Below are 19,763 nucleotides of genomic sequence, written 5' to 3'. Positions count from 1 at the left end.
GACAACCATTCCCATCATCCATTCCTAACTTTATCCAAAAATCGGAAATAATGGCAACGCAACGCATAGGCTGGATCGGATTGGGGAACATGGGCATTCCCATGGTACGCAATCTCCTGAAAGCAGGATTTCCCGTATCTGTATATAATCGCACGATTTCCAAGGCTGACCCGCTGGTGGCGGAAGGGGCCTCCCTGGCTTCCAGTCCCCGGGAGCTTTGGGGTAAGGCGGATGTCCTTATCACTATGGTGGCGGATGATGCGGCGCTCCAGGCTGTATATAAAAATGACGGGGGATTGCTGGAGAACGCGCCCGCCGGAAAGATCGTTATCGATATGAGCACCGTCTCTCCAGCCACGACAAGAGAATTGGCAGGTCAGTTGGCGGAAAAAGGGGTGGAATACCTGGATGCTCCTGTTTCGGGTAGTGTAAAACCGGCAGAGCAGGGACAACTGGTATTCATGGTAGGCGGTAAGCGAACAGTGTATGAATCAGTGTTGCCTGTCTTTGAAAAGCTGGGTAAGAAATCATTTCTACTGGGTGAACAAGGGGCAGGCCATAGCGCCAAGCTGGCAATTAACCTGCTATTGGCTTTTAATGTGCAAGGCCTGGCGGAATCGGTGCTTTTTGCCCGTGAAAATGGCATTGCCCCCAAAGATATGCTGGCCGTGATCAACGAAAGTGCGCTTAGCAATGTCCTGATCCGCCTGAAAACCGCCAATATTGAGAATAATCATTACGAAGCAGCTTTTGCCCTTAAACTTATGGCCAAGGACCTGCGGCTGGCCCGGGAGCAAGGACTTCATACACCAGGCGGGCTGGCCCTGGAAGACAGCTTCAGGGAAGCTACACATGAATGGGGAGAACAGGACATGATGGCTATTCTCCCTTTTTTGAGCGCTTCAGACGAGGAGCAACCCGTGTTCTAGGTCTTTGCTTTTACTTTTAATAATACCACCCCATGTGCCGGAATACGTGGCGTAAAGGCTTTTTGAATGGAAGTAAGGTCTTGCTGGCGCCAAAGGTCCCGCACCTTTAATTGGGCGGGTAGGCCCAGGCTGGAATAGGGGATCGTGGGTTTGGCGGGTTGGGCCCCCTGATTAAAGATGCCCACTGCCTTGCTGCCGTCTTTCAGTTCCTTTACCCAGACCTGGATGTTGTCTTTATCCCAGACTTTTTTAGCGGGTCTTGCCAGGGCGTCCTGGTCTACGGCCAGAACTTCGTCGTTGGTGAGCAGTCCCAGGGTGAAGTTATCCAGACGGCTCATGTCGCAGCCGATAAGCAGTGGCGCTGACAGGAGGGACCAGAGACTGATATGGGTGTATTGTTCGTCAGGGGTCAGGCGTGCGTTATGGAGGCTTGGTCCCCAGCCTACCCTGCCGACCACCAGCATGTCCGGGTCGTTGAAGTTTCCCGGAGCTGTATATGGAGCTGCCTTCTCCTGGCTGAAGCCGATGCCAGCCATGCTGCCCCAGGTGTCAGTGATGTCGCCGGTGGTACGCCATGAGTTAGCTCCTATTTCGCCTCCCCATTTCCAAACATCTCCCATCCCGTATTGACAGAGGCTGTAAAGAATGTCCCTCCCCGTTTTGTCGAGGGCCTTGCGCATGATGATATAGGGTTTTTTCATTTCATCGAGAGAGGGAGCTTGGGGGGCTATTTCCCCATACGAGCACCAATCGTATTTAAGGTAATCGATCCCCCAACGGGCATAAGTAGCCGCATCCTGGTCTTCATGCTGATAGCTACCCAGGTAGCCTCCGCAGGTCCTGGGGCCGGGGGAGGAATAAATGCCGATCTTTAGTCCGAGACCATGGACATGATCGCAAAGCGCTTTCATGTCCTGGAATTTGTTATTGGTAAGGATCTCACCCTTGTCATCTCTCTTTTCTTCCCACCCGTCGTCTATATTAATATAGGACCAGCCATGGTCGGCCAGTTTTTCCGACATGGCAGCGGCGGAGGCTTTTACTTTCTCATCGCTGACGCTGAGACCCCAGCAATTCCAGCTATTCCAGCCAAGGGCAGGGGTGAGCCCAATCTTGTCGCCGCAAATAATGGTAAACCGGCGGGTGGCCGTTCCGGCATGATTCTTCACTGTCAGCTGGACGGGGTAGCTGCCTTTTTTTGCTATCGAGCCTGTAATGATGCCGGAGCTTTTATCAAGGGAGAGCGTGGATGGGAGGCCGGTGGCCGAGTAGGCTGCGGGCTTTTCTCCTGTAGCGGGGATCTTATAAAGGAAGGGGGCGTCTGGCCGTACCCCGTATATTTCCGGGCCATTGATCCGGGGTGCTGCGCCTGGTGAAGGCGTAAGGATATAAGGAACTTCTTCGGCGGCCGTCACGATCTTTTTGCTCCTGCCTTCTTCAAAGCTGTATTCCACGCGATAAGGACCTTGTTGGGGTAAGGAGGTTTTGACGGTATACTCAAAGGGGCGGTCCTGGGCGAAGTCCGTACCAATGGTTTGTTTGTAGACAGCCGTTCCCGAAAATGGATCGACTACGCGGATATTCAGGCGGCCTGTGAAGTCAAATTTTTCGCTGGAGGACCGCAAGACGATCTTTTTACTGAATTGTCTGGCGTCGGCGGCGGAGAAGTGGAATTCATCGGTGCTCATATCCAGTGATATATAGTCTGTGACGTCCATGACGCTGATGCCATATTTCCCGTCGTACATGCCCCCATCGCCATCATGATCCCAAACACGGATGGCGATGACATTGTCCTTGTCCCAATGGATCCGCCCATCTGTAAGCGGGATGGTATAGGAACGTTGCTGCTGCCAGTCGCCGGACTGGATGGTTCCACCTTTTCCCGCATTTCTGCCTATAAGGAACCCGTTGAGGTAAAATTCGTCCCCATCGTCGATCTTGCCCAGGTCGAAGCGTATTTTTTCCTTTAAGAAGGCTTTATCTTTTATCGAGGATGGGATAACAATATGCAGCCTGTACCATGCGAACCCGTCATAACCTTTATATCCCTGATTTTCCCAGGATGCGCCTGTATGGATGGTGGACCAGGCGGAATCATTGAGGCCAGGGACAGCCCAGCCGGGTTGATCGCCTGTTTTGAACTTCCAGGGGCCATTGATAGAAAGGTCCTGGGCGGAAAGGGAAGAGAATATGGAAAGGGTCAAGAAAAAAGCTACTAATTTCAACATATTGCAGGTTTAAGCCTTGAAATTACAAAAGAGCCTGTAAATTTGCAGTCCCTGCAAGGGAATTAGCCAACTTAGCTCAGCTGGTAGAGCATTTCATTCGTAATGAAAGGGTCGTCGGTTCGATTCCGATAGTTGGCTCATCGTTTTTTGTCATGCGTAATGCCTCTTTCGGTAGTTTTCTCATAGCAGCGCTGCTGGCCTGCTACCTGATCAACTGCTTTTCCCCCCTGAGGCTGGAATACGATAGTATCCATTATTTTGCCTTAAAGGATTGCCTGGAGCACTCCTGTCCTCCCGGTTTCCAGGCCGCTGACGATCCACGTCCTTACGGTTATCCTGCGTTATTGTGGCTCTTGTCCCGGATGTGTTTGTTGTACCCTTTTACCATTGCATTGGTCAACCTGGTTTATCTGGCAGGTGCGCTGTATTTCACGGGCAAATTGTTTCAGCACGAAAAGGGACCAGCTACCAGTCGTAAGCTGGAAACAGGCGTGGTGGTGCTGCTGCTGGGATATCCCTTTATTAAATACTTCGCTTATCCATTGTCGGAAATGCAATATCTGTTCTTTGCCTGCGGAAGTCTGTTTTTTTTTCGATTGTATACGGACCGGGGAATGCGGGCGGGTTCATTGGTCGTTGCATTCCTGTTTGCAGGTGCGGCCATCTTTACCCGGGCAGTGGGGATTGCGCTTGTTCCGGCGTTGCTGGCGGGGCTTGGATGGCATCATAGGGAAGTGCTGGTAAGGCATTGGAAGGTTGCTGGTCTATTGGGGTTGGTGACGTTAGCAGGCTTATTTGCCGGGTTGAGAGATCTGAATGGCATGCTTTATTTAAATAGTGTGCGGCGTACGGGCCCAGGATGGAAAGTCTTGTTGGGAAAGCATTTGGCGGAGTGGGGAGAGCTGTTGCTGAATGTCCCCGCCGGCAAATTCGCGACTATCGGGCGATGGATATTTATTGCGGCGGGATTGCTCTTAATGGCTGTAGTGTTCTATTGTCTTATGCGCCGGAAAAAGAAAGTGCCTGTGACCGTGAGCGTGTACATGGTGCTTTATAGCGTGTTGATATTTAGCTGGCCATTTTTTGACGTTCGTTTCTGGATACCGGTGGCGCCGCTGGTCGTCATGATATTGCTGCAGGGGCTACCGGTCAGGACGCTGTTGATCCGAGCGATGGTAGCACTGTATGTTGTCGCAGGGCTTGGGGCTCTAGTGTATTCCACTTACACGGCCTTCGATAAACGGGCGCTGGCGCGTAACCAGGCAGGAGGAAGATACCGGAACGAATATGAAACCCATTTTTTTGGCAAACCTTTGCAGGATACCGTCGTTCCTGTGGACCCGTACGTATTGCATGTATTGGAGACCTGTAAATGATTATGATTATCTTTACGCGCCGGAATTCACAAAATAACAAGTCATGCAGCTATCACATTTAGCCGAAACGCTTATTGGTTCTGAAATTGTCAAGCTGGGCGGAGACATCCGCGAGAAGATCAGACAGGGGGAGAAGATCTATAATTTTACGGTAGGAGATTTTGATCCAGCCATCTTCCCGATCCCTAAGGGTTTGGAGGATGGCATTATTGACGCTTACCGCCACCATTTTACCAATTATCCTTTAGCGGAGGGTAACCTGGACCTTCGTCAGTCCATTGCTGCTTTTTTGAAAGAGAGGGAGGGGCTGACCTATGGATTGGACGAGATCCTTGTTGCAAGCGGAGGGCGCCCGCTGATCTATGCGTTATTCCGGACGCTGATAGACGAAGGCGACAAGGTGGTCTACGCTGTACCGTCCTGGAATAATAATCATTATACGCATCTTAACTGGGGGGAGCATGTGGTGATCGAGGCGCATGCTGAAAATAATTTCATGCCTACGGCGGAAGCGATCCGGCCGCATGTCAAAGATGCCACGCTTATCTGTCTTTGCTCGCCACAGAATCCGACGGGGACCACCATTTCCCGTAAGGATCTTTCGGCCATCTGCGAGCTGGTGATGGAAGAGAATACCCGCCGCAAGGAGGGGGAAAAGAAGTTATTCCTTTTGTATGACCAGATGTATTGGCAGCTGACATATGGAGAGATCCGTCATTATGATCCGGTCTCACTTTATCCGGCTATGCGGCAGTATACGATCTATATCGATGCTATCAGTAAGGTCTTTGCAGCGACAGGGGTGCGTGTCGGCTGGTCTTTCGGTCCTGCGGAGATCATCGGTAAAATGAAAGCCATTCTCACGCATATCGGTGCATGGGCGCCTATGGCGGAGCAAAAGGCTACGGCAGCCTTCCTGCTGGAAAAAAATAAGATCGATGAATATCTGCAAACATTTCGTTCAGCTGTATCCGATAGGTTGCAACGCATTCATGCCGGTCTTCAGCAATTAAAGAAGGAGGGATTCCGCGTGGATGTGCTGGCGCCGGAGGCGGCTATTTATCTGACCATCAAGATGGATCTGGCCGGTCTGCATACAAAGAATGGAAAAACGTTGAAGGAGCAAACAGATGTTACTTCTTATCTGTTGAATGAAGCCAAGCTGGCGGTTGTACCATTCTCCGCATTCGGAGCTTCCAAAAGCTCTCCCTGGTACCGGCTGAGTGTAGGAACCTGTCGTGTGGAGGAAATAGGAGAAATGATCGACAAATTACGTGAGGCTATGAAGCAACTGTCATCTGACCTTTAAGCGTAAATTTTCGTCATTAGTTCTTATTACAAATGAAGATGAAGGGTTTTAATTCCTTTTCACGGATGATCTTTTGCATGGCGTCCCGCTTATACAATGTCTTGTGCTTGTTGATATCGAATACTTCATGGGCAACGCAAAAGCTATCGATGGTTTCAAAGTGGAATAAAAGTTCATTGAGCTGTTCCAGTTCCTGCTCCATGGACTGTTCGTTCATTTGTTCATCTTTCACCAAAACAAGCAAATCTCTGTTACAAGTTTTCATTACTTTATTAGATTTTAATAACCAGACGTACCTTATTTATAACCAGCCATACCACTCGTCACGCCACAACCGCATTTCTTACTGCTTCCACCGATTCCTCTTCCTGCGTTGCAGCTAATTATTACAATGCTACTAAATAATAATAAGAGAATCAATATCGGCCTCGAAGTTTTGCTTGATTTCATGGCTTTAGTCTTACTAATTTAACTATTTTGTTAAGAAAAAAGTATCCCGTTTGGCAACTCTCTTAAAAATTAACAATCCTATTGCACGAAAACCCAGGATACTTGTTGCCCCCCTCGACTGGGGTTTAGGGCACGCAACCAGATGTATACCAATCATTAAAGAATTAATAAATTTCAAATGTGAGGTGTGGATCGCGGCTATGGGCGACCAAAAAGAGCTCTTAAAAAAAGAATTTCCCTTCCTATCGTTTGTAGAACTGCCTGGCTATCACATAAGATATGGCAAAAACCGTGCCTTTACGTTCCTTCGGCTGATAGGTTCCATACCTAAAATATTGACCCGGGTCAAGGAGGAAGGTCGCTGGCTGCGGCAATTCAGGGATCAAACGGAATTAGATGCAGTGATCTCTGATAATCGATATGGTTTATGGGGAAAAGGGATCTATTCCGTGTTTATTACGCATCAGCTGGGCCTCAGAACCTCCCTTGGCTCATGGGTGGACCGGTGGGCACAAAGACTGCATTACCGGCTTATAGAGCGGTTTTCCATCTGCTGGGTTCCTGACTGGGAGCGGGGGTCGGGGTTAGCCGGAAAGCTTTCGCATCCCCCTCGGATGCCGGCGGTTCCGGCCCGGTATATTGGAATATTGACACGGATGGAGGGGCTTGCTCAGGCAGAAGGAAGTTGGGTAGACCTGTTGGTCCTTCTTTCGGGTCCGGAACCGCAGCGTACCATCCTTGAAAAGAAGGTTCTGGGTCAATTGGGTGCTTTTTCGGGCAAGGTGGTGCTGGTACGCGGTCTACCGGGGGGAGGCGGGCCATTGGAGGTTGATTTACGGGAGGTGGAGGTACATGACCACCTGCCTGCGCGGGCGTTGAATGAAATCTTGCTGCGCACGAAGCTGGTGGTGGCCAGGGCTGGTTATAGCACGGTGATGGACCTGGTGCGTTTGGGGAAGAAAGCGATCCTTATACCCACGCCGGGGCAAACGGAGCAGGAATACCTGGGCAAATATTTGTCGGATAAAAAGATTGCTTTTTGCACGAAGCAAGCGGAGTTCTCACTTGCGAATGCACTGGTGGAAGTGGAGAAATTTCCATTTGTCCCGGTGGAGGAAGAAAGGAATTCATTACAGGGCGCCATAGCAGCATTGCTGGAAAAGATCAATCCTTCTCCCCTATCGATTTAGGATAATCGAAGAACCAAAATGTCGGACCGCTGCTGAGGAATCCTTTCCAGCTCTCTGCCGGGCTGGTGACTGCGAATATGCTGCAAGTGGGCATATTATCCAGGCGAACGGAACTTAGAATATTTGCAAAGGCAGTGATCCCGGGGTTATGTGAAAAGAGGGCTATGGAATCATACCGGTCGTCGATGCTGGCCACTACTTCTTTGAAATCCTGTACCTGGGCATGATATAATTGCTGGATAATGACGAGCTCTTTTTCTTTTCTTCCGAATTCATGCATAAAGATCCCGGCGGTTTGGCGGGCTCTTTTGGCGGGACTGGAAACAAAAAGATCTGTTTTAACGCCAGCTTTGATCAATCTTCCCGCCATTACGGGGGCATCACGCTTGCCCCGATCGTTCAGAGGTCGATCGATATCATTCAGGTCGGCATTATCCCAGCTGCTTTTTGCGTGTCGTATGATCAATAGGGTTTTCATGGCGGAAGTTTGGCTATATAAATCTACTCATTTTAGCCCGGACTTCATAGCCATATTTTTCCGCCCCTACCTGTAGCACACTGAAAGTCAACTAGATATCAAAAGCCTGGGAGTTGATAAAGTTAATAAGGGAGACTGTATTCTTCAGCTTCAGCTTCTTGAGAATATTGTGCCGGTGGACCTCCACTGTTTTCAGCGAGATGTTCAGATCGGATGCTATTTCCTTGGATGACAGTCCTTCTTTCAGGGCTCGGACGATCTGCATTTCCCTATCGGAAAGATTATTGATATCCGGGTTCACCTGATCTCCATTGAGCATCTGTTCGGAGAGGATATTCTTCACTTCCTGGCAGATGTAAACCTGGTTATTGCTGACTTCAGAGATGGCTTCCAGCATTTCCTGCCGAGGGGAATTTTTGGTGACGTACCCTTTTGCCCCCAGTCGAAGCATTTTTTTTGCATAGGCAGGTTGGCTGTGCATGGAAACTCCGATGATTTTAGAGCCGGGGGAATATTTCCGGATCATTTTCAGCACGTCGAAGCCGCTCATAGGCGCCATATTAATATCCAGCAAGACCACATCGGGTCTTTTGTCCCTGGCTAATTCTATGGCGCGTTCTCCGTCTCCGCATTCCGCCACTACATCAAAATTTTCATTTTTTCCTAACAAAAAACTCCATGTCTCCCTGATGAGAGTGTGATCGTCTACGATCATGATAGAAACTTTCTTCATAACGCCTGCGTTTTTCAGAAGTAGAAATAACAAAGAGCACTAATTAGAGCATAAACCAGGCGAGAGGTTGTTAAGTGGGAAGGGGGGTACTATAAAACCAGTATGTAATTATAAGTATTTTATCCGATATCGTCAATTTTTTTATGGGGCACCTTAATAGCCCCGGACGTTCTTGCCTTCCATGTAGTTCATGAATGCCTTATTAACCACTCTATTACCGCCTGCTGTGGGGTAATTGCCCGTGAAATACCAATCACCGGTGTTCGTGGGGCAGGACTTATGCAGGGATTCGATCGTCTGATAGATGACCTGTATGGGAGTGTTGATCTCGGGTGGCGTTATGAGCTGTGCTATTTTGTTGGAGATCTCTTCCGTAGTGAAAGGTTTGTACACCTGCTGAACAATGTTCTCCAGGTGCAACTGTCCTGTCCGTTGTAATTCCTTGCATTTCTCGTAGAGTTCCTGCAGGCAGCTTTCTTTCCCTTTTTCCTTCATCAGCTCCACTGCTGCGCGGAATGCAATGAAGTCGCCCAATTTGCTCATGTCGATGCCGTAGCAGTCGGGGTAACGGATCTGCGGGGCGGAGGATACAATGATGATCTTTTTGGGTTCCAGCCGAGTGAGCATTCGTACAATGCTTTCCTTCAGTGTGGTACCGCGCACGATAGAGTCATCTATCACCACGAGGGTGTCTTCGTTCTTGCGGACTGTGCCATAAGTAACATCATATACGTGCTGAACCATTTCGTTCCGGCTGACGTCTTCCGTGATAAAGGTGCGCATTTTCACATCCTTTATCGCCACTTTCTCCACGCGTATCTTTCGGCTGAGCATTTCCACCAGCTTATCTTCATTGATGTCTTTTCCCCAGGAAAGTATCCGTTGGATCTTTACGCCTTCAAGATAATCGTCCATTCCTTTCCACAGACCGTAGAAAGCCACTTCTGCCGTATTTGGAATGAAAGAGAAGATCGTATTTTTCAGGTCGTGGTTGATGGCATTCAGGATCTGTTCGCTAAGGTTATAGCCCAGGGCGATCCTTTCGCGGTAGATCTTTTCATCGCTGCCCCTGGAGAAGTAGATGCGTTCGAAACTGCAGGCCCTGCGTTCTTTAGGTTCCAATATGGTCTCTACTGATACCTTACCGTCTGCTTTTACGATGAGGCCTTTCCCCGGCATCAGCTCCATTACCTCATTTTCGCCGACATTGAATACGGTGCGTATTGCGGCCCTTTCCGAAGCGGCAACTACTACGTCCTCGCTGACGTAATAATAGGCCGGCCTGATGCCGTTGGCATCCCGGAAGACAAAGCTATCTCCGTTGCCTATGAGACCACCCACGGTGAATCCTCCGTCGAAAAGTGATACCGCCTTGCGCAGAAGGCCGGCAACGTCCAGGTTTTCAGTAGATGTTTCGTCGGCCTTGACCTGGAAATGATGGATCACTTCCATCATAGCGGCCAGGTCGCTTTGTTTTTGGAAATCACCGGGATCAACGCCAATGAGCGCAAAAAGTTCATCGGTATTTACGAGGTTGAAGTTGCCGGCAAGGGCGAGGTTTCTGGCAGGAATAGTATTTCGTTTGATAAACGGGTGGCAGAAGTCGGTGCTGTTCTTGCCCTGCGTACCGTAGCGCAGGTGGCCCAGGAGCACTTCTCCCAGGAAGGAGATGTGACCTTTCATGAGACCGGGGTGTTTTTTGATATCGGGCTGGTACTGTTCCAGCTCTTTTACTTCCCCCATTATTTTCGAAAAGATGTCTGCGATCGGCTGGTTATTACTACTTCTGATCCTGTGAAGGAAAGGGTATCCGGGTTCAGTGTTAAGCTTGACAGCGGCTACTCCTGCTCCGTCCTGACCTCTATTGTGTTGTTTTTCCATCAGGAGGTACAGCTTGTTAAGGCCGTACAGAACTGTGCCGTATTGCTGCAGGTAATAGGAGAACGGCTTTCGTAATCGGATGAATGCCAACCCGCATTCATGTTTTATTTCATCACTCATGGGTCCGCTGAAAATAAGTCGCAAAGGTACCGAAATTCAGCGAAATGCGACCTAAATATAGGTCGCATTCGTGTTAATAAAGTTTACCAGGGACGCTGAGTTCTTGAGTTTCAACTTTTTAAGAATATTATGCCGGTGAACTTCCACTGTTTTCAGGGAAATATTGAGGCTGGTGGCTATCTCTTTAGAGGAAAGGCCTTCTTTGATGAAGTTGATGATCTGCATTTCCCTTTCCGTCAGTGCATTGATATTGGGTGAGTCTTCTTTTTCATCCAGCAGCTGTTCCGAAATAATGTTCTTTATTTCGTCGCAAATGTATTTATTGCCATGGTTGACTTCCAATATGGCCTTGATCATTTCTTCCTTGGAGGAGTTCTTGGTGACATATCCGCGTGCGCCCATCTGCAGCATTTTCTTGGCATATGCCGGTTGGGAGTGCATGGATACGCCAATGACCTTGGAGCCGGGAGAGATCTTGCGGATCCGTTGGGTAGCCTCAAGGCCGGAGAAAGGGGTCATGTTTATATCCATCAGCACGACATGAGGGCGTTTTGCTTTTGCCAATTCCACGGCTTCCTGTGCATCCCCACATTCGGCGATCACCTGGAATCGGGAATCACTGTTCAGGATATAGCTCCAGGTCTCTCTTATCAGTTTGTGGTCATCGGCAATTAAGATATTGATCTTGCTCATATAGGATTGTTTTAAAAGTTAATTACAGGCACTTGAACTCTCAGTTTACAACCTTCACCCGGTGCGGACATAATCGTTACCATACCCCCGAAAAGATCGGCCCTGCTCATGATATTGGAAAGGCCGAGCCCTTTTTTTCCTTTTACTTTTTTCGGATCAAATCCTTTTCCATCATCTGTTATATTGAGTTCAATCCTGTTCTCTGTCTCTTCCAGCAGCAGTTCGATGATCAGGTTCTTTGCGCCGGAATGTTTCAATACATTATTCACCTGTTCCTGGATGATGCGGAACAGCATGAGCTTCTCTTTATCACTGATCTTCTCATCAAATTTACCTACTGGGTAGAACTCTACGTGTATAGCACGGGTAGTGCGGACACTTTCGACCAGATCCGAGATTGAATCAATGAGTCCCAGATCTCCGATGCTGGCGGGCACCAGGGACCTGGAGATATTCCGGATCTCGTGGATGGCCTCGTGAATGTTGTCAGCGCTGCGACTGATGAGACTCAGTCTTTCCTTATGGTCGTTCTTAGCCAGCTCCAGGTATAGCTTCGTTGTAGAAAGGATCTGGTTTATGTTGTCATGCAGTTCTTTTCCTATTTCGGCCCTTTCTTTTTCCTGGGCATCCACCATGGCCTGGGCAATTATCTTTTGTTTATTCAGCTCCTGCTTTAACAATCTTTTTTCCATCTCTCTTTTGCCTGTGATGTCCTGCATGGACCCTACCATGCGGATGACCCTACCGTCTTTTCCGAAGACCAGGAAGCCTTTGTCGGAGATCAGGGCATAGCGGTCGTCTGCCTTTCTAAAACGGTATTCTTCCAGCCAAAGGCCTTTGTCCTTTCGGCGAATGAAGCGGTCGATGTTCTTTATAACCTTGCTGCGGTCGTCCGGGTGAACGTGCATTTCCCAAAATTTCTTCGTGCGGACCTTAGGCCCGGGCTTGTGACCAAAAAGATGGTAAAATCCTTCTCCCCAGAAATATAGTCCGGTGTGCAGGTCGCGGTCCCAGATGGCGTCATTGGAAGCTTTTGTCGCCAGCATATATCTTTCATTGCTGATGCTGAGCTCTTCCTCTGCCCGTTTGCTCTCGATAATGGTCGTCACCAGATTTGCGGCTCTTTCCACGAGGTCCAGCTCCAGTGTGGTGGGAGATTTGGCCGTGGTGTAATATACGGCGAATGCGGCCATTACGTCACCCATGACGTTGAGGACGGGAAAGGACCAGCAGGCGCGGAGGCCGAATTTCAAGGCGAGCTCGCGTGCTGCAGTCCAGAGCGGATCCCGCTCGATGTCGGAAACGATGACCTTTTCTTTCCGGAACATTGCTGTGCCGCAGCTACCGGCTTCGGGTCCGATGGGCAAGCCGTCTATGGCATGTGCATAAATGGCCGGAAGGCCCGGGGCCGAGAGGTGTCTGACACGCATGCCGTCCTCGTCGAGGGTCAGCACGGAGCAATACATGCCCGGGAATATTTTTTCGATGCCTTTGAGAAAATTATTGAGGATGGTGCGGAGGGGCGCTTTTTTATTGGAGTTCTGTTCCAGCACTTTTCTTTCCAGCGCCAGCATCGTCTCTTGTTTTTTACGGACCGTAACATCTTTGAAATAGGCGAACAGCCCCTGTTCGGAGGGGTAAACGCTCATTTCCAGCCAGCGATCGGAGCGATCATTGTATTGTTCCAATGTCACCGTCATTTTCTTTTTGAAGGCCTTTTGAAAAGATTGATAAGTATCCGCGTCCACCAGCTCGGGTAATTTTTCCCGGATAGGCTGCCCTACCATTTCCGCTGCTGAGAGGCGGGTGATCCTTTCGGCCTCATGATTCCAGAGAGTCACTCTAAAGTTTCTGTCCAGTACAAAAAATCCGTCAGTAATACTGTCGAGGATATTGGTTATCTGTTCCGAGTACTCTCGTAGCTGTGCTTCTGCCAGCTGTCTTTCCTGCTGCGCCAGCTTATTTTCTGTAATGTCCTTGCTGACCACCATTATCCCGGTGGCCCTTCCTTCCTCATCCCTTATATACCGAATAGAGCTAATAAGATACGATTTTTTTCCGGTTGCAGAAATATTGATCGTTTCTCCGTCCCAAAAACCTCTTGCCCGGAAGCTTTTTTCGACATCGTCCTCCGTAATATGCGAATATTCATAATGGATCAGCGAGCGAAATGATTGACCTACAGCCTGCTGCGCAGGAATGCCATAGAACTTCTCGGCGGCTTTGTTCCAATAAATGATCTTTTCCGTGAGGTCGGTGGCAACTATGATGTCGGAAACATATTTGGCCAAACTGTCCTGAAGATCTATCTGTCTGGCGGACGGCAGAGGTTCCGTGGCATGCTCCATTGTGTCACCGGGTAATTGGGACCCGTATGTATCGTTTTGAGGAGTGTTCATGGCGTGGAAATATGGAAGGCCGGCGACGGCTCGGGTATGGACAAGCACGAAGCCCTCGATAAAGGGTTTTTCGATAAAATAAGGTTGTAAGAATTGCTCTCTCGTAGGCACGGAATTCTTAGCACTACTTAGCATGGTAATTTAAATATTGTCGATGTCACAGCTCTAAGGTTCTAGTATAATAGTCAAATTACTAAAGATGCATGTATAGAATGCTCTGGCAGACGCTATTTCCCTTGTTACTAAGGGTTAATACCTAAGTTAATTACCTGTTGTTGACGCGGTTCCCAGCCATTTGGATAAGTTGCTGCAACTTCTGTACTCTTCATCGATCATTATGTAAAGGGAGGGAAGGTTGAAAGCGAACCATTTTTCCAGGGCTACAGACCTTTTTTGTTCCAATGCTCTTTCGGCGATCTTTTGGTAGTCGTCTTTCAGGTTTTCGATGTGTGGTTTCGACCTGGAGACTATCAGGATGATGCGAGCACCTTTTTTCCCACTGTCATCTGTGAAGACGGCAGGTTGGGAATATTCGCCAGGTTTGAGGTTGGACTTTTTGAACTGGTCAATTGTGGATTGCGATACCGTCTTTTCTACGCCGTATTGGGCGGCAGCCTCGCGAAAACTGATCGTCCCTGCTATCAGCAGTTGGCGGACCGAATCCAGGAGGGTGGTGGTGCTGGCAATCGCTGCGTCGGTGACCGGGAGCGTCTTGGGGTAGATGGCCAACTGCCGAAGCTCTACGTTCGCCTCATAAAAACGAGGGTTTGACGCATAGGTTCTCTCAAAATAGCCCTTTACTTCGGCGGGTGAAACGGTGATACCCTCTATGATACCGTTATACATTGCCTGGGCCAGACGCTGCTGGCGGACAGGCTGGAAGAAATCTTGTTTCAGTTGTTGGATGGTGGTTGGGGGAAGCCCTTTGAAGGCTTTAAGCCGCTGGTCGATCTCGGCCTCCACCTCCTCATCTCTTATGGGCAGAGAATCCCTTTCCGCCTGCAGAACCAGTACTTTCTGGAAGAGCATATTATCCAGGATCGAGCATTTATCCACTTCTTTTACTTCCTGGCCATTATTGTTTCGGATTATGTCCTGGGCGGCAATGTCAAGTTCTGATCTTAGGATAACCTTATCGCCCACTATGCCGATGATCTTTTCGGCTATCATTTTTTGCTGGGCGGAACATACAGATGCAGCTCCCAGCAGCATGCTGGAAAGGAGAAGGGATGAACCTGTCATATAAATAGGAGTTTTGGGCCGTGTCAGTTACCAGCGGTCGCCCCTGTCTGCCATTTGGATAAATTGCTACAGGTCTTGTAGTCCCCATCGATCATTATATAAAAGGTGGGAATTTTTGTGCCGAACCATTTTTCCAATGCGGCTGATTTTTTTTCGTCCAAAGCTCTTTGAGCGACCCTGTTGTAGTCATCTTTCAGATTTTCGGTGTGAGGCTCCGATTTGGATACCATCAGCACGATGCGAACGCCTTTTTTCCCTCTTTCATCTGTGAAGGAAGTGGGTTTAGAATATTCGCCTGGCTTAAGATTGGAGTTTTTAAGCAAGAGGACCATATCTTTATCCATTTCTGAAATAGTAAGGAAGGTAGAACCATCTTTGCCCATGACCTGACCTGCCGTAGATTTGGAAATGTCGTCCGTGCTCCATTTGGGATTGTCGGCACTGAACCTGGCAATTGCTTCTCCGAATCCCATCGTGCCTGCCACAAGGAGATTGCGTACTGAATCCAGCATGGTGGAGACTTCAGCGATCTCGGGTTCCGTGATTGGTGGAATTTTTAAAATATGCCTTACGATGGCGTCGTCACCACTACGGCTTACCATTTGGATTATGTGATACCCAAATTTGCTTTTGATGACAGGCGACACCTGGCCTTCTTTAAGCCTAAAGGCGGTAGCGAAGAACACGGGGTCCCACATCTTGCTGTCTGAGCGGCTCAGTGCGATCTCTCCACCTTTTTCCTTACTGCCTGGATCATCGGAATACAGTCGTGCAAGAACATCGAATTTTTTCTGACCACTTTCCACCTGCCGTTTGTATTCATTCAACTCGTCGATGGAGAGTCTCTCGATGTCTCTGCTGGCCTTGGGATAGAGCACCAACTGGCTTAACTGCATTTCAGACTCGTAGAACCGCAGGTTGTTCTTCTTCATCTTCTCAAAATATTCTTTTACTTCCTGTGGGGTGATCTTGATGTCTTCGACGATCTTGTTACGCATAGCTGTGGCCAGGCGCTGCTCCCGGATGGGGATGAGGAAGTCTTGCTTAGCCTGGTAAACGGTGCGCTGAGCAATTTGCTCGAAAGCTTCCTTTCCTCCATACATGTTGATAAAATAGCGGATACGCTGTTCGACCTCGGCTTCTACTTCCTCTTCGCTGACCGGAAGAGAGTCTTTTTCTGCCTGGAGCACCAAAGCTTTCTGGATGAGCATATTATCCAGGATCGAGCATTCGTCCACCCCTTTTACTTCCTGACCGTTGTTATTACGTATCATGTCCTGGATAGCGATGCCGAGCTCTGATTTTAGGATGATCTTATCTCCCACTATACCAACGATCTTATCTGCTACCACTTTTTGCTGAGCAAAAGCGCCTGCTGCGGTTAAAAAAAAGAGCGCGGGTAAGAGAAGGGATTTCTTAATCATACAAATATTATAAAAGGGTGCATATTAAGATGCGACCTTAAAATTAACAGGTTAATAAGGTTAAATACCCCCTGACGGGGGTATTTAACAAATAATTAGAGTGTTCTTTTAACTTCTTCCTCTTCGTAAGCTTCTACGATATCTCCGACGCGGACATCACTGTAGTTCTTGATGGTCAAGCCGCATTCCATGCTGGAAGCCACTTCTTTAACGTCGTCCTTGAAGCGTTTGAGGGAGGCCAGTTCGGCTGTTGCGCCTTCGCCTGTGGGGTAGATGACGATGCCGTCCCTGACCAGCCGGACCTTTGCATTCCGGTATATTTTGCCTTCCAGAACATAGCAACCTGCAACGGTGGCTTTATCGAATTTGAAGACATTGCGGACTTCCACGTTGGCCACCACTTTCTCCTGGATCTTGGGTTCCAGCATCCCTTCCATTGCGCTCTTCACTTCTTCGATGGCATTGTAGATGATGGAGTAGGTCTTGATTTCCACGCCTTCGTTCTCTGCCAGGCGGGAAGCCTGTGAGGAAGGACGAACGTTGAAGCCTACGATAACGGCGTCGGAAGCTGTCGCCAGCAATACGTCGCTCTCCGTGATGGCGCCTACGGCCTTGTGAACGACGCGTACCGCGATCTCCTCGGTAGAAAGTTTCTGCAAAGAGTCGCTCAGGGCTTCCACGGAACCATCCACGTCACCTTTTATGATGAGGTTCAGCTCCTTGAAATTACCCAGGGCCAGACGGCGACCAATTTCGTCCAGGGTGATATGTTTCTTGGTACGGATACCTTGTTCGCGCAGGATCTGGGCGCGTTTGTTCGCCACTTCCTTAGCTTCGCTCTCGTCTGCATATACCTTGAATTTTTCGCCGGCCTGGGGCGCTCCATTGAGGCCCAGCAGCAGTACGGGTGTAGTCGGCGGAGCGTCTTCCACCCGTTTGTTACGTTCGTTGAACATTGCTTTTACGCGGCCAAAGTATTGTCCGGAGACCACCAGATCGCCGTTGCGCAATGTGCCATTCTGCACAAGCACAGTAGCCACGTAGCCACGTCCTTTGTCGAGGGAGGCTTCGATAACGCTACCCATGGCTTCACGGTCAGGGTTGGCTTTCAAATCCAGCAATTCGGCCTCCAGGCCTATTTTTTCCAGCAGGAGGTCTACATTCAGTCCTTTCTTTGCCGATATTTCCTGGGACTGGAATTTTCCACCCCAATCTTCTACGAGGATATTCATGCCGGCCAGCTGTTCCTTGATCTTTTCGGGATTGGCGCCGTCCTTATCTATTTTATTGATAGCGAATATCATAGGAAGTCCTGCTGCCTGGGCGTGTGAGATGGCCTCTTTCGTTTGCGGCATGACGGCGTCGTCAGCTGCCACCACGATTACGGCGACATCAGCGGCTTTGGCACCACGAGCGCGCATGGCGGTAAAGGCTTCGTGACCGGGTGTATCCAGGAAAGTTATCTTTTTCCCGGTGGCGGTCGTCACCTGATAGGCGCCGATGTGCTGGGTGATACCCCCGGCTTCGCCGGCAACGACATTGGCACTGCGTATATAGTCCAGCAATGAGGTCTTACCATGGTCGACGTGACCCATGATGGTGACGACGGGTGAGCGGGGCAGCATACTTTCCGGATCGTCCTCTTCTTCCTCCTCTTCCATTTCCGCTGCGTCGTCTATACCGATGAATTCTACCGTATAACCAAATTCTCCGGCTACCAGCTCGATCACATCGGCTTCCAGACGCTGGTTGATGGATACCATCATGCCCAGGCTCATACATTTCCCGATCACTTCGGCATAACTGACATCCATGAGATTAGCCAGCTCGCTGACACTGATGAATTCTGTCACCTGGAGCCTGCTATCCATCATTTCGTCGCCGCCGGCCTGTTCGGCCATTTCATCACGTTTGGCGCGCCGATATTTAGCTTTGAGGCTTTTCCCCCGACCGCCGGCTCCTGCGAGCTTGGCCTGGGTCTGCCGTATCTTCTCCTGAATCTCTTTTTTATCGATCTCCTTTACTTCACGGGGGGTGTGACGAGGATCGGGCCGGCGATTGCCGCCGCCACCCTGGCTGCCTCCGCGGCCACCGCCCGGATTGCGCTGGATCGGAATGCGTGCCTGTCCGGGAGGGCGTTGGTTGCCGCCTCCGCCTTGCTGGGGTGGTCTTCCGCCTCCGCCACCCTGGTTTCCTCCGCCATGGGGAGGTCTTCCGCCGCCACCGCCACTATCCTTTTTCTCGATGGGAATTCGCTTCCTCTTCCTCTTTTCTTCAGAGGGGGGCTTGGGCCGGGTGTCACTATTCACAGGGAGATCTATTTTTCCCAATATTTTGGGGCCTTCCAGCTTTTCAGCCTTGATATTTTCGATGACGGGAGGGACATCCGGCTCTTCCGATGCTGTCGCCTGAGCGGGGGTCGCTTCGGGGGCCTGTACGATTTCTACAGGGGCCTTTTCGACCATTTCGGGCGTTTCGTGAGGGGCTTCCTCCGGGCTTGTTTCCACTATCTCTTTTTCCTTTGGCGCTTCCTTTTCCACGATGACAGCAGCAGGAGGTGTTACCTCCTCTATTTCTTCGCGGGAGGACTCGACGCCATTTTCCCCACCTGTCTTCTTTGCAGGCTTTTTGGGGCGGGTGGAGGAGTCGATATTTGAAAGGTCGATCTTGTCCACCACCTTGGGGCCTTCCAGCCTGGGAGCTTCGATCTCAACGATCTCAGCCTCAGGGGTTGCGACGGGTTTTTGCCGGACTGGCTCTTCCTGTTTTTCTTCCACGACGGGAGGCACAACCACAACGGGTTCTGCCAGGACAGGAGTCTCCTCCTTTGCGGGCTTTTTGACGATCTCTTTCTTAAAAAGCACCGTCTCTTCTTCTTTCTTCTTTTTAGCTTCCAGGCTCCCTTTGGGCAGGTCGATCTGATCGCTCTTGATCTTAGCGACTTTATCCGATTGGAATTCCTGCTGTAGGCTGCGATACATGTCCTCGGTCAGTTTTGACGTTGGTTTCAGATCGTCCCTGCTAAACCCTTTACCCGCCAGAAATTCTACCAGGGTGTCTTTCCCGATGTTGAATTCCTTGGCGGCGGCCATTAAGCGTAATGTCGGTGTCTCTGCCATATTTATCTCCCTGAAACCCTTCTAGATCCGGAGCTTCAGGTTGTCCCAATTTTTAATTATTCAATAATTTGTGGACTTAAGCCCGCAAATGTTCTGCAAAATATACAATATACTAATAACGCCGCTGTTTTTCACTGCTTTTAGATGCCGGGTCAGGGAGAGGGGGCTGCCAAGGGGTTGATTGCCGTA

General features: G+C 49.6%; 14 protein-coding genes and 1 tRNA gene. 5 read left to right on the top strand and 10 right to left on the bottom strand.

Features of this window, described 5'->3' with window-relative positions:
- Positions 1–50 precede the first annotated feature (50 nt).
- Entirely contained in the window at positions 51–929 is an 879-nt protein-coding gene (locus Q4E93_RS23305) for an NAD(P)-dependent oxidoreductase (RefSeq protein WP_303589418.1), read from the top strand.
- On the opposite strand, the gene Q4E93_RS23300 is transcribed toward Q4E93_RS23305, so the two are convergent.
- Complete coding sequence (locus tag Q4E93_RS23300) at positions 926–3,160, bottom strand: putative Ig domain-containing protein (protein WP_303589416.1); 2,235 nt, start codon at positions 3,158–3,160, stop codon at positions 926–928. The two genes, Q4E93_RS23305 and Q4E93_RS23300, sit on opposite strands and share 4 nt — an antisense overlap.
- 65 nt (positions 3,161–3,225) lie before the next feature.
- Here Q4E93_RS23300 and Q4E93_RS23295 point away from each other — a divergent pair.
- From Q4E93_RS23295 to Q4E93_RS23285, 3 genes are all read left to right on the top strand, one after another.
- Positions 3,226–3,298: transfer RNA gene (locus tag Q4E93_RS23295), tRNA-Thr, on the top strand.
- A gap of 14 nt (positions 3,299–3,312) precedes the next feature.
- Positions 3,313–4,536, top strand: coding sequence for a hypothetical protein (locus Q4E93_RS23290; protein ID WP_303589414.1), 1,224 nt, complete (start codon positions 3,313–3,315; stop codon positions 4,534–4,536).
- A 43-nt stretch (positions 4,537–4,579) separates the two neighbouring features.
- Positions 4,580–5,845, top strand: coding sequence for a pyridoxal phosphate-dependent aminotransferase (locus tag Q4E93_RS23285; RefSeq protein ID WP_303589412.1), 1,266 nt, complete (start codon positions 4,580–4,582; stop codon positions 5,843–5,845).
- Between the two features lie 16 nt (positions 5,846–5,861).
- Here Q4E93_RS23285 and Q4E93_RS23280 read toward each other — a convergent pair whose 3' ends face one another.
- Positions 5,862–6,110, bottom strand: coding sequence for a hypothetical protein (locus Q4E93_RS23280; RefSeq protein WP_303589411.1), 249 nt, complete (start codon positions 6,108–6,110; stop codon positions 5,862–5,864).
- Between the two features lie 370 nt (positions 6,111–6,480).
- Here Q4E93_RS23280 and Q4E93_RS23275 point away from each other — a divergent pair, with 370 nt between their 5' ends.
- Positions 6,481–7,485, top strand: a complete 1,005-nt coding sequence (locus Q4E93_RS23275; protein ID WP_303589409.1) for a glycosyltransferase — start codon at positions 6,481–6,483, stop codon at positions 7,483–7,485.
- Here the strand turns inward: Q4E93_RS23275 and Q4E93_RS23270 are convergent.
- The 8 genes from Q4E93_RS23270 to infB all read right to left on the bottom strand — a co-directional run bounded on the left by Q4E93_RS23270 (position 7,460) and on the right by infB (position 19,574).
- Positions 7,460–7,963, bottom strand: coding sequence for a SixA phosphatase family protein (locus tag Q4E93_RS23270; protein ID WP_303589407.1), 504 nt, complete (start codon positions 7,961–7,963; stop codon positions 7,460–7,462). The two genes, Q4E93_RS23275 and Q4E93_RS23270, sit on opposite strands and share 26 nt — an antisense overlap.
- A gap of 91 nt (positions 7,964–8,054) precedes the next feature.
- Positions 8,055–8,696, bottom strand: coding sequence for a response regulator (locus Q4E93_RS23265; RefSeq protein ID WP_303589405.1), 642 nt, complete (start codon positions 8,694–8,696; stop codon positions 8,055–8,057).
- Positions 8,697–8,849: 153 nt separating this feature from the next.
- On the bottom strand, positions 8,850–10,697 hold the full coding sequence (locus Q4E93_RS23260) for an amidophosphoribosyltransferase (RefSeq protein WP_303589403.1): 1,848 nt from the start codon (positions 10,695–10,697) through the stop codon (positions 8,850–8,852).
- A 51-nt stretch (positions 10,698–10,748) separates the two neighbouring features.
- Positions 10,749–11,390, bottom strand: coding sequence for a response regulator (locus Q4E93_RS23255; protein ID WP_303589400.1), 642 nt, complete (start codon positions 11,388–11,390; stop codon positions 10,749–10,751).
- An 11-nt stretch (positions 11,391–11,401) separates the two neighbouring features.
- Positions 11,402–13,789, bottom strand: coding sequence for a PAS domain S-box protein (locus Q4E93_RS23250; RefSeq protein ID WP_303589398.1), 2,388 nt, complete (start codon positions 13,787–13,789; stop codon positions 11,402–11,404).
- Positions 13,790–14,050: 261 nt separating this feature from the next.
- Complete coding sequence (locus Q4E93_RS23245) at positions 14,051–15,031, bottom strand: hypothetical protein (RefSeq protein WP_303589396.1); 981 nt, start codon at positions 15,029–15,031, stop codon at positions 14,051–14,053.
- Between the two features lie 23 nt (positions 15,032–15,054).
- A complete protein-coding gene (locus Q4E93_RS23240) occupies positions 15,055–16,455 on the bottom strand; it encodes a peptidylprolyl isomerase (protein WP_303589395.1) in 1,401 nt (466 codons plus the stop codon).
- A gap of 95 nt (positions 16,456–16,550) precedes the next feature.
- Positions 16,551–19,574, bottom strand: a complete 3,024-nt coding sequence (infB, locus tag Q4E93_RS23235) for a translation initiation factor IF-2 (RefSeq protein ID WP_303589393.1) — start codon at positions 19,572–19,574, stop codon at positions 16,551–16,553.
- Positions 19,575–19,763: the final 189 nt, after the last annotated feature.

It is taken from the genome of Flavitalea plasmicola (assembly GCF_030546645.1).
Taxonomy (GTDB): Bacteria; Bacteroidota; Bacteroidia; order Chitinophagales; family Chitinophagaceae; genus Puia.
The sequence above is the reverse complement of the archived record's forward strand: the minus strand, read 5'-3'. Positions and strand labels throughout refer to the sequence as shown.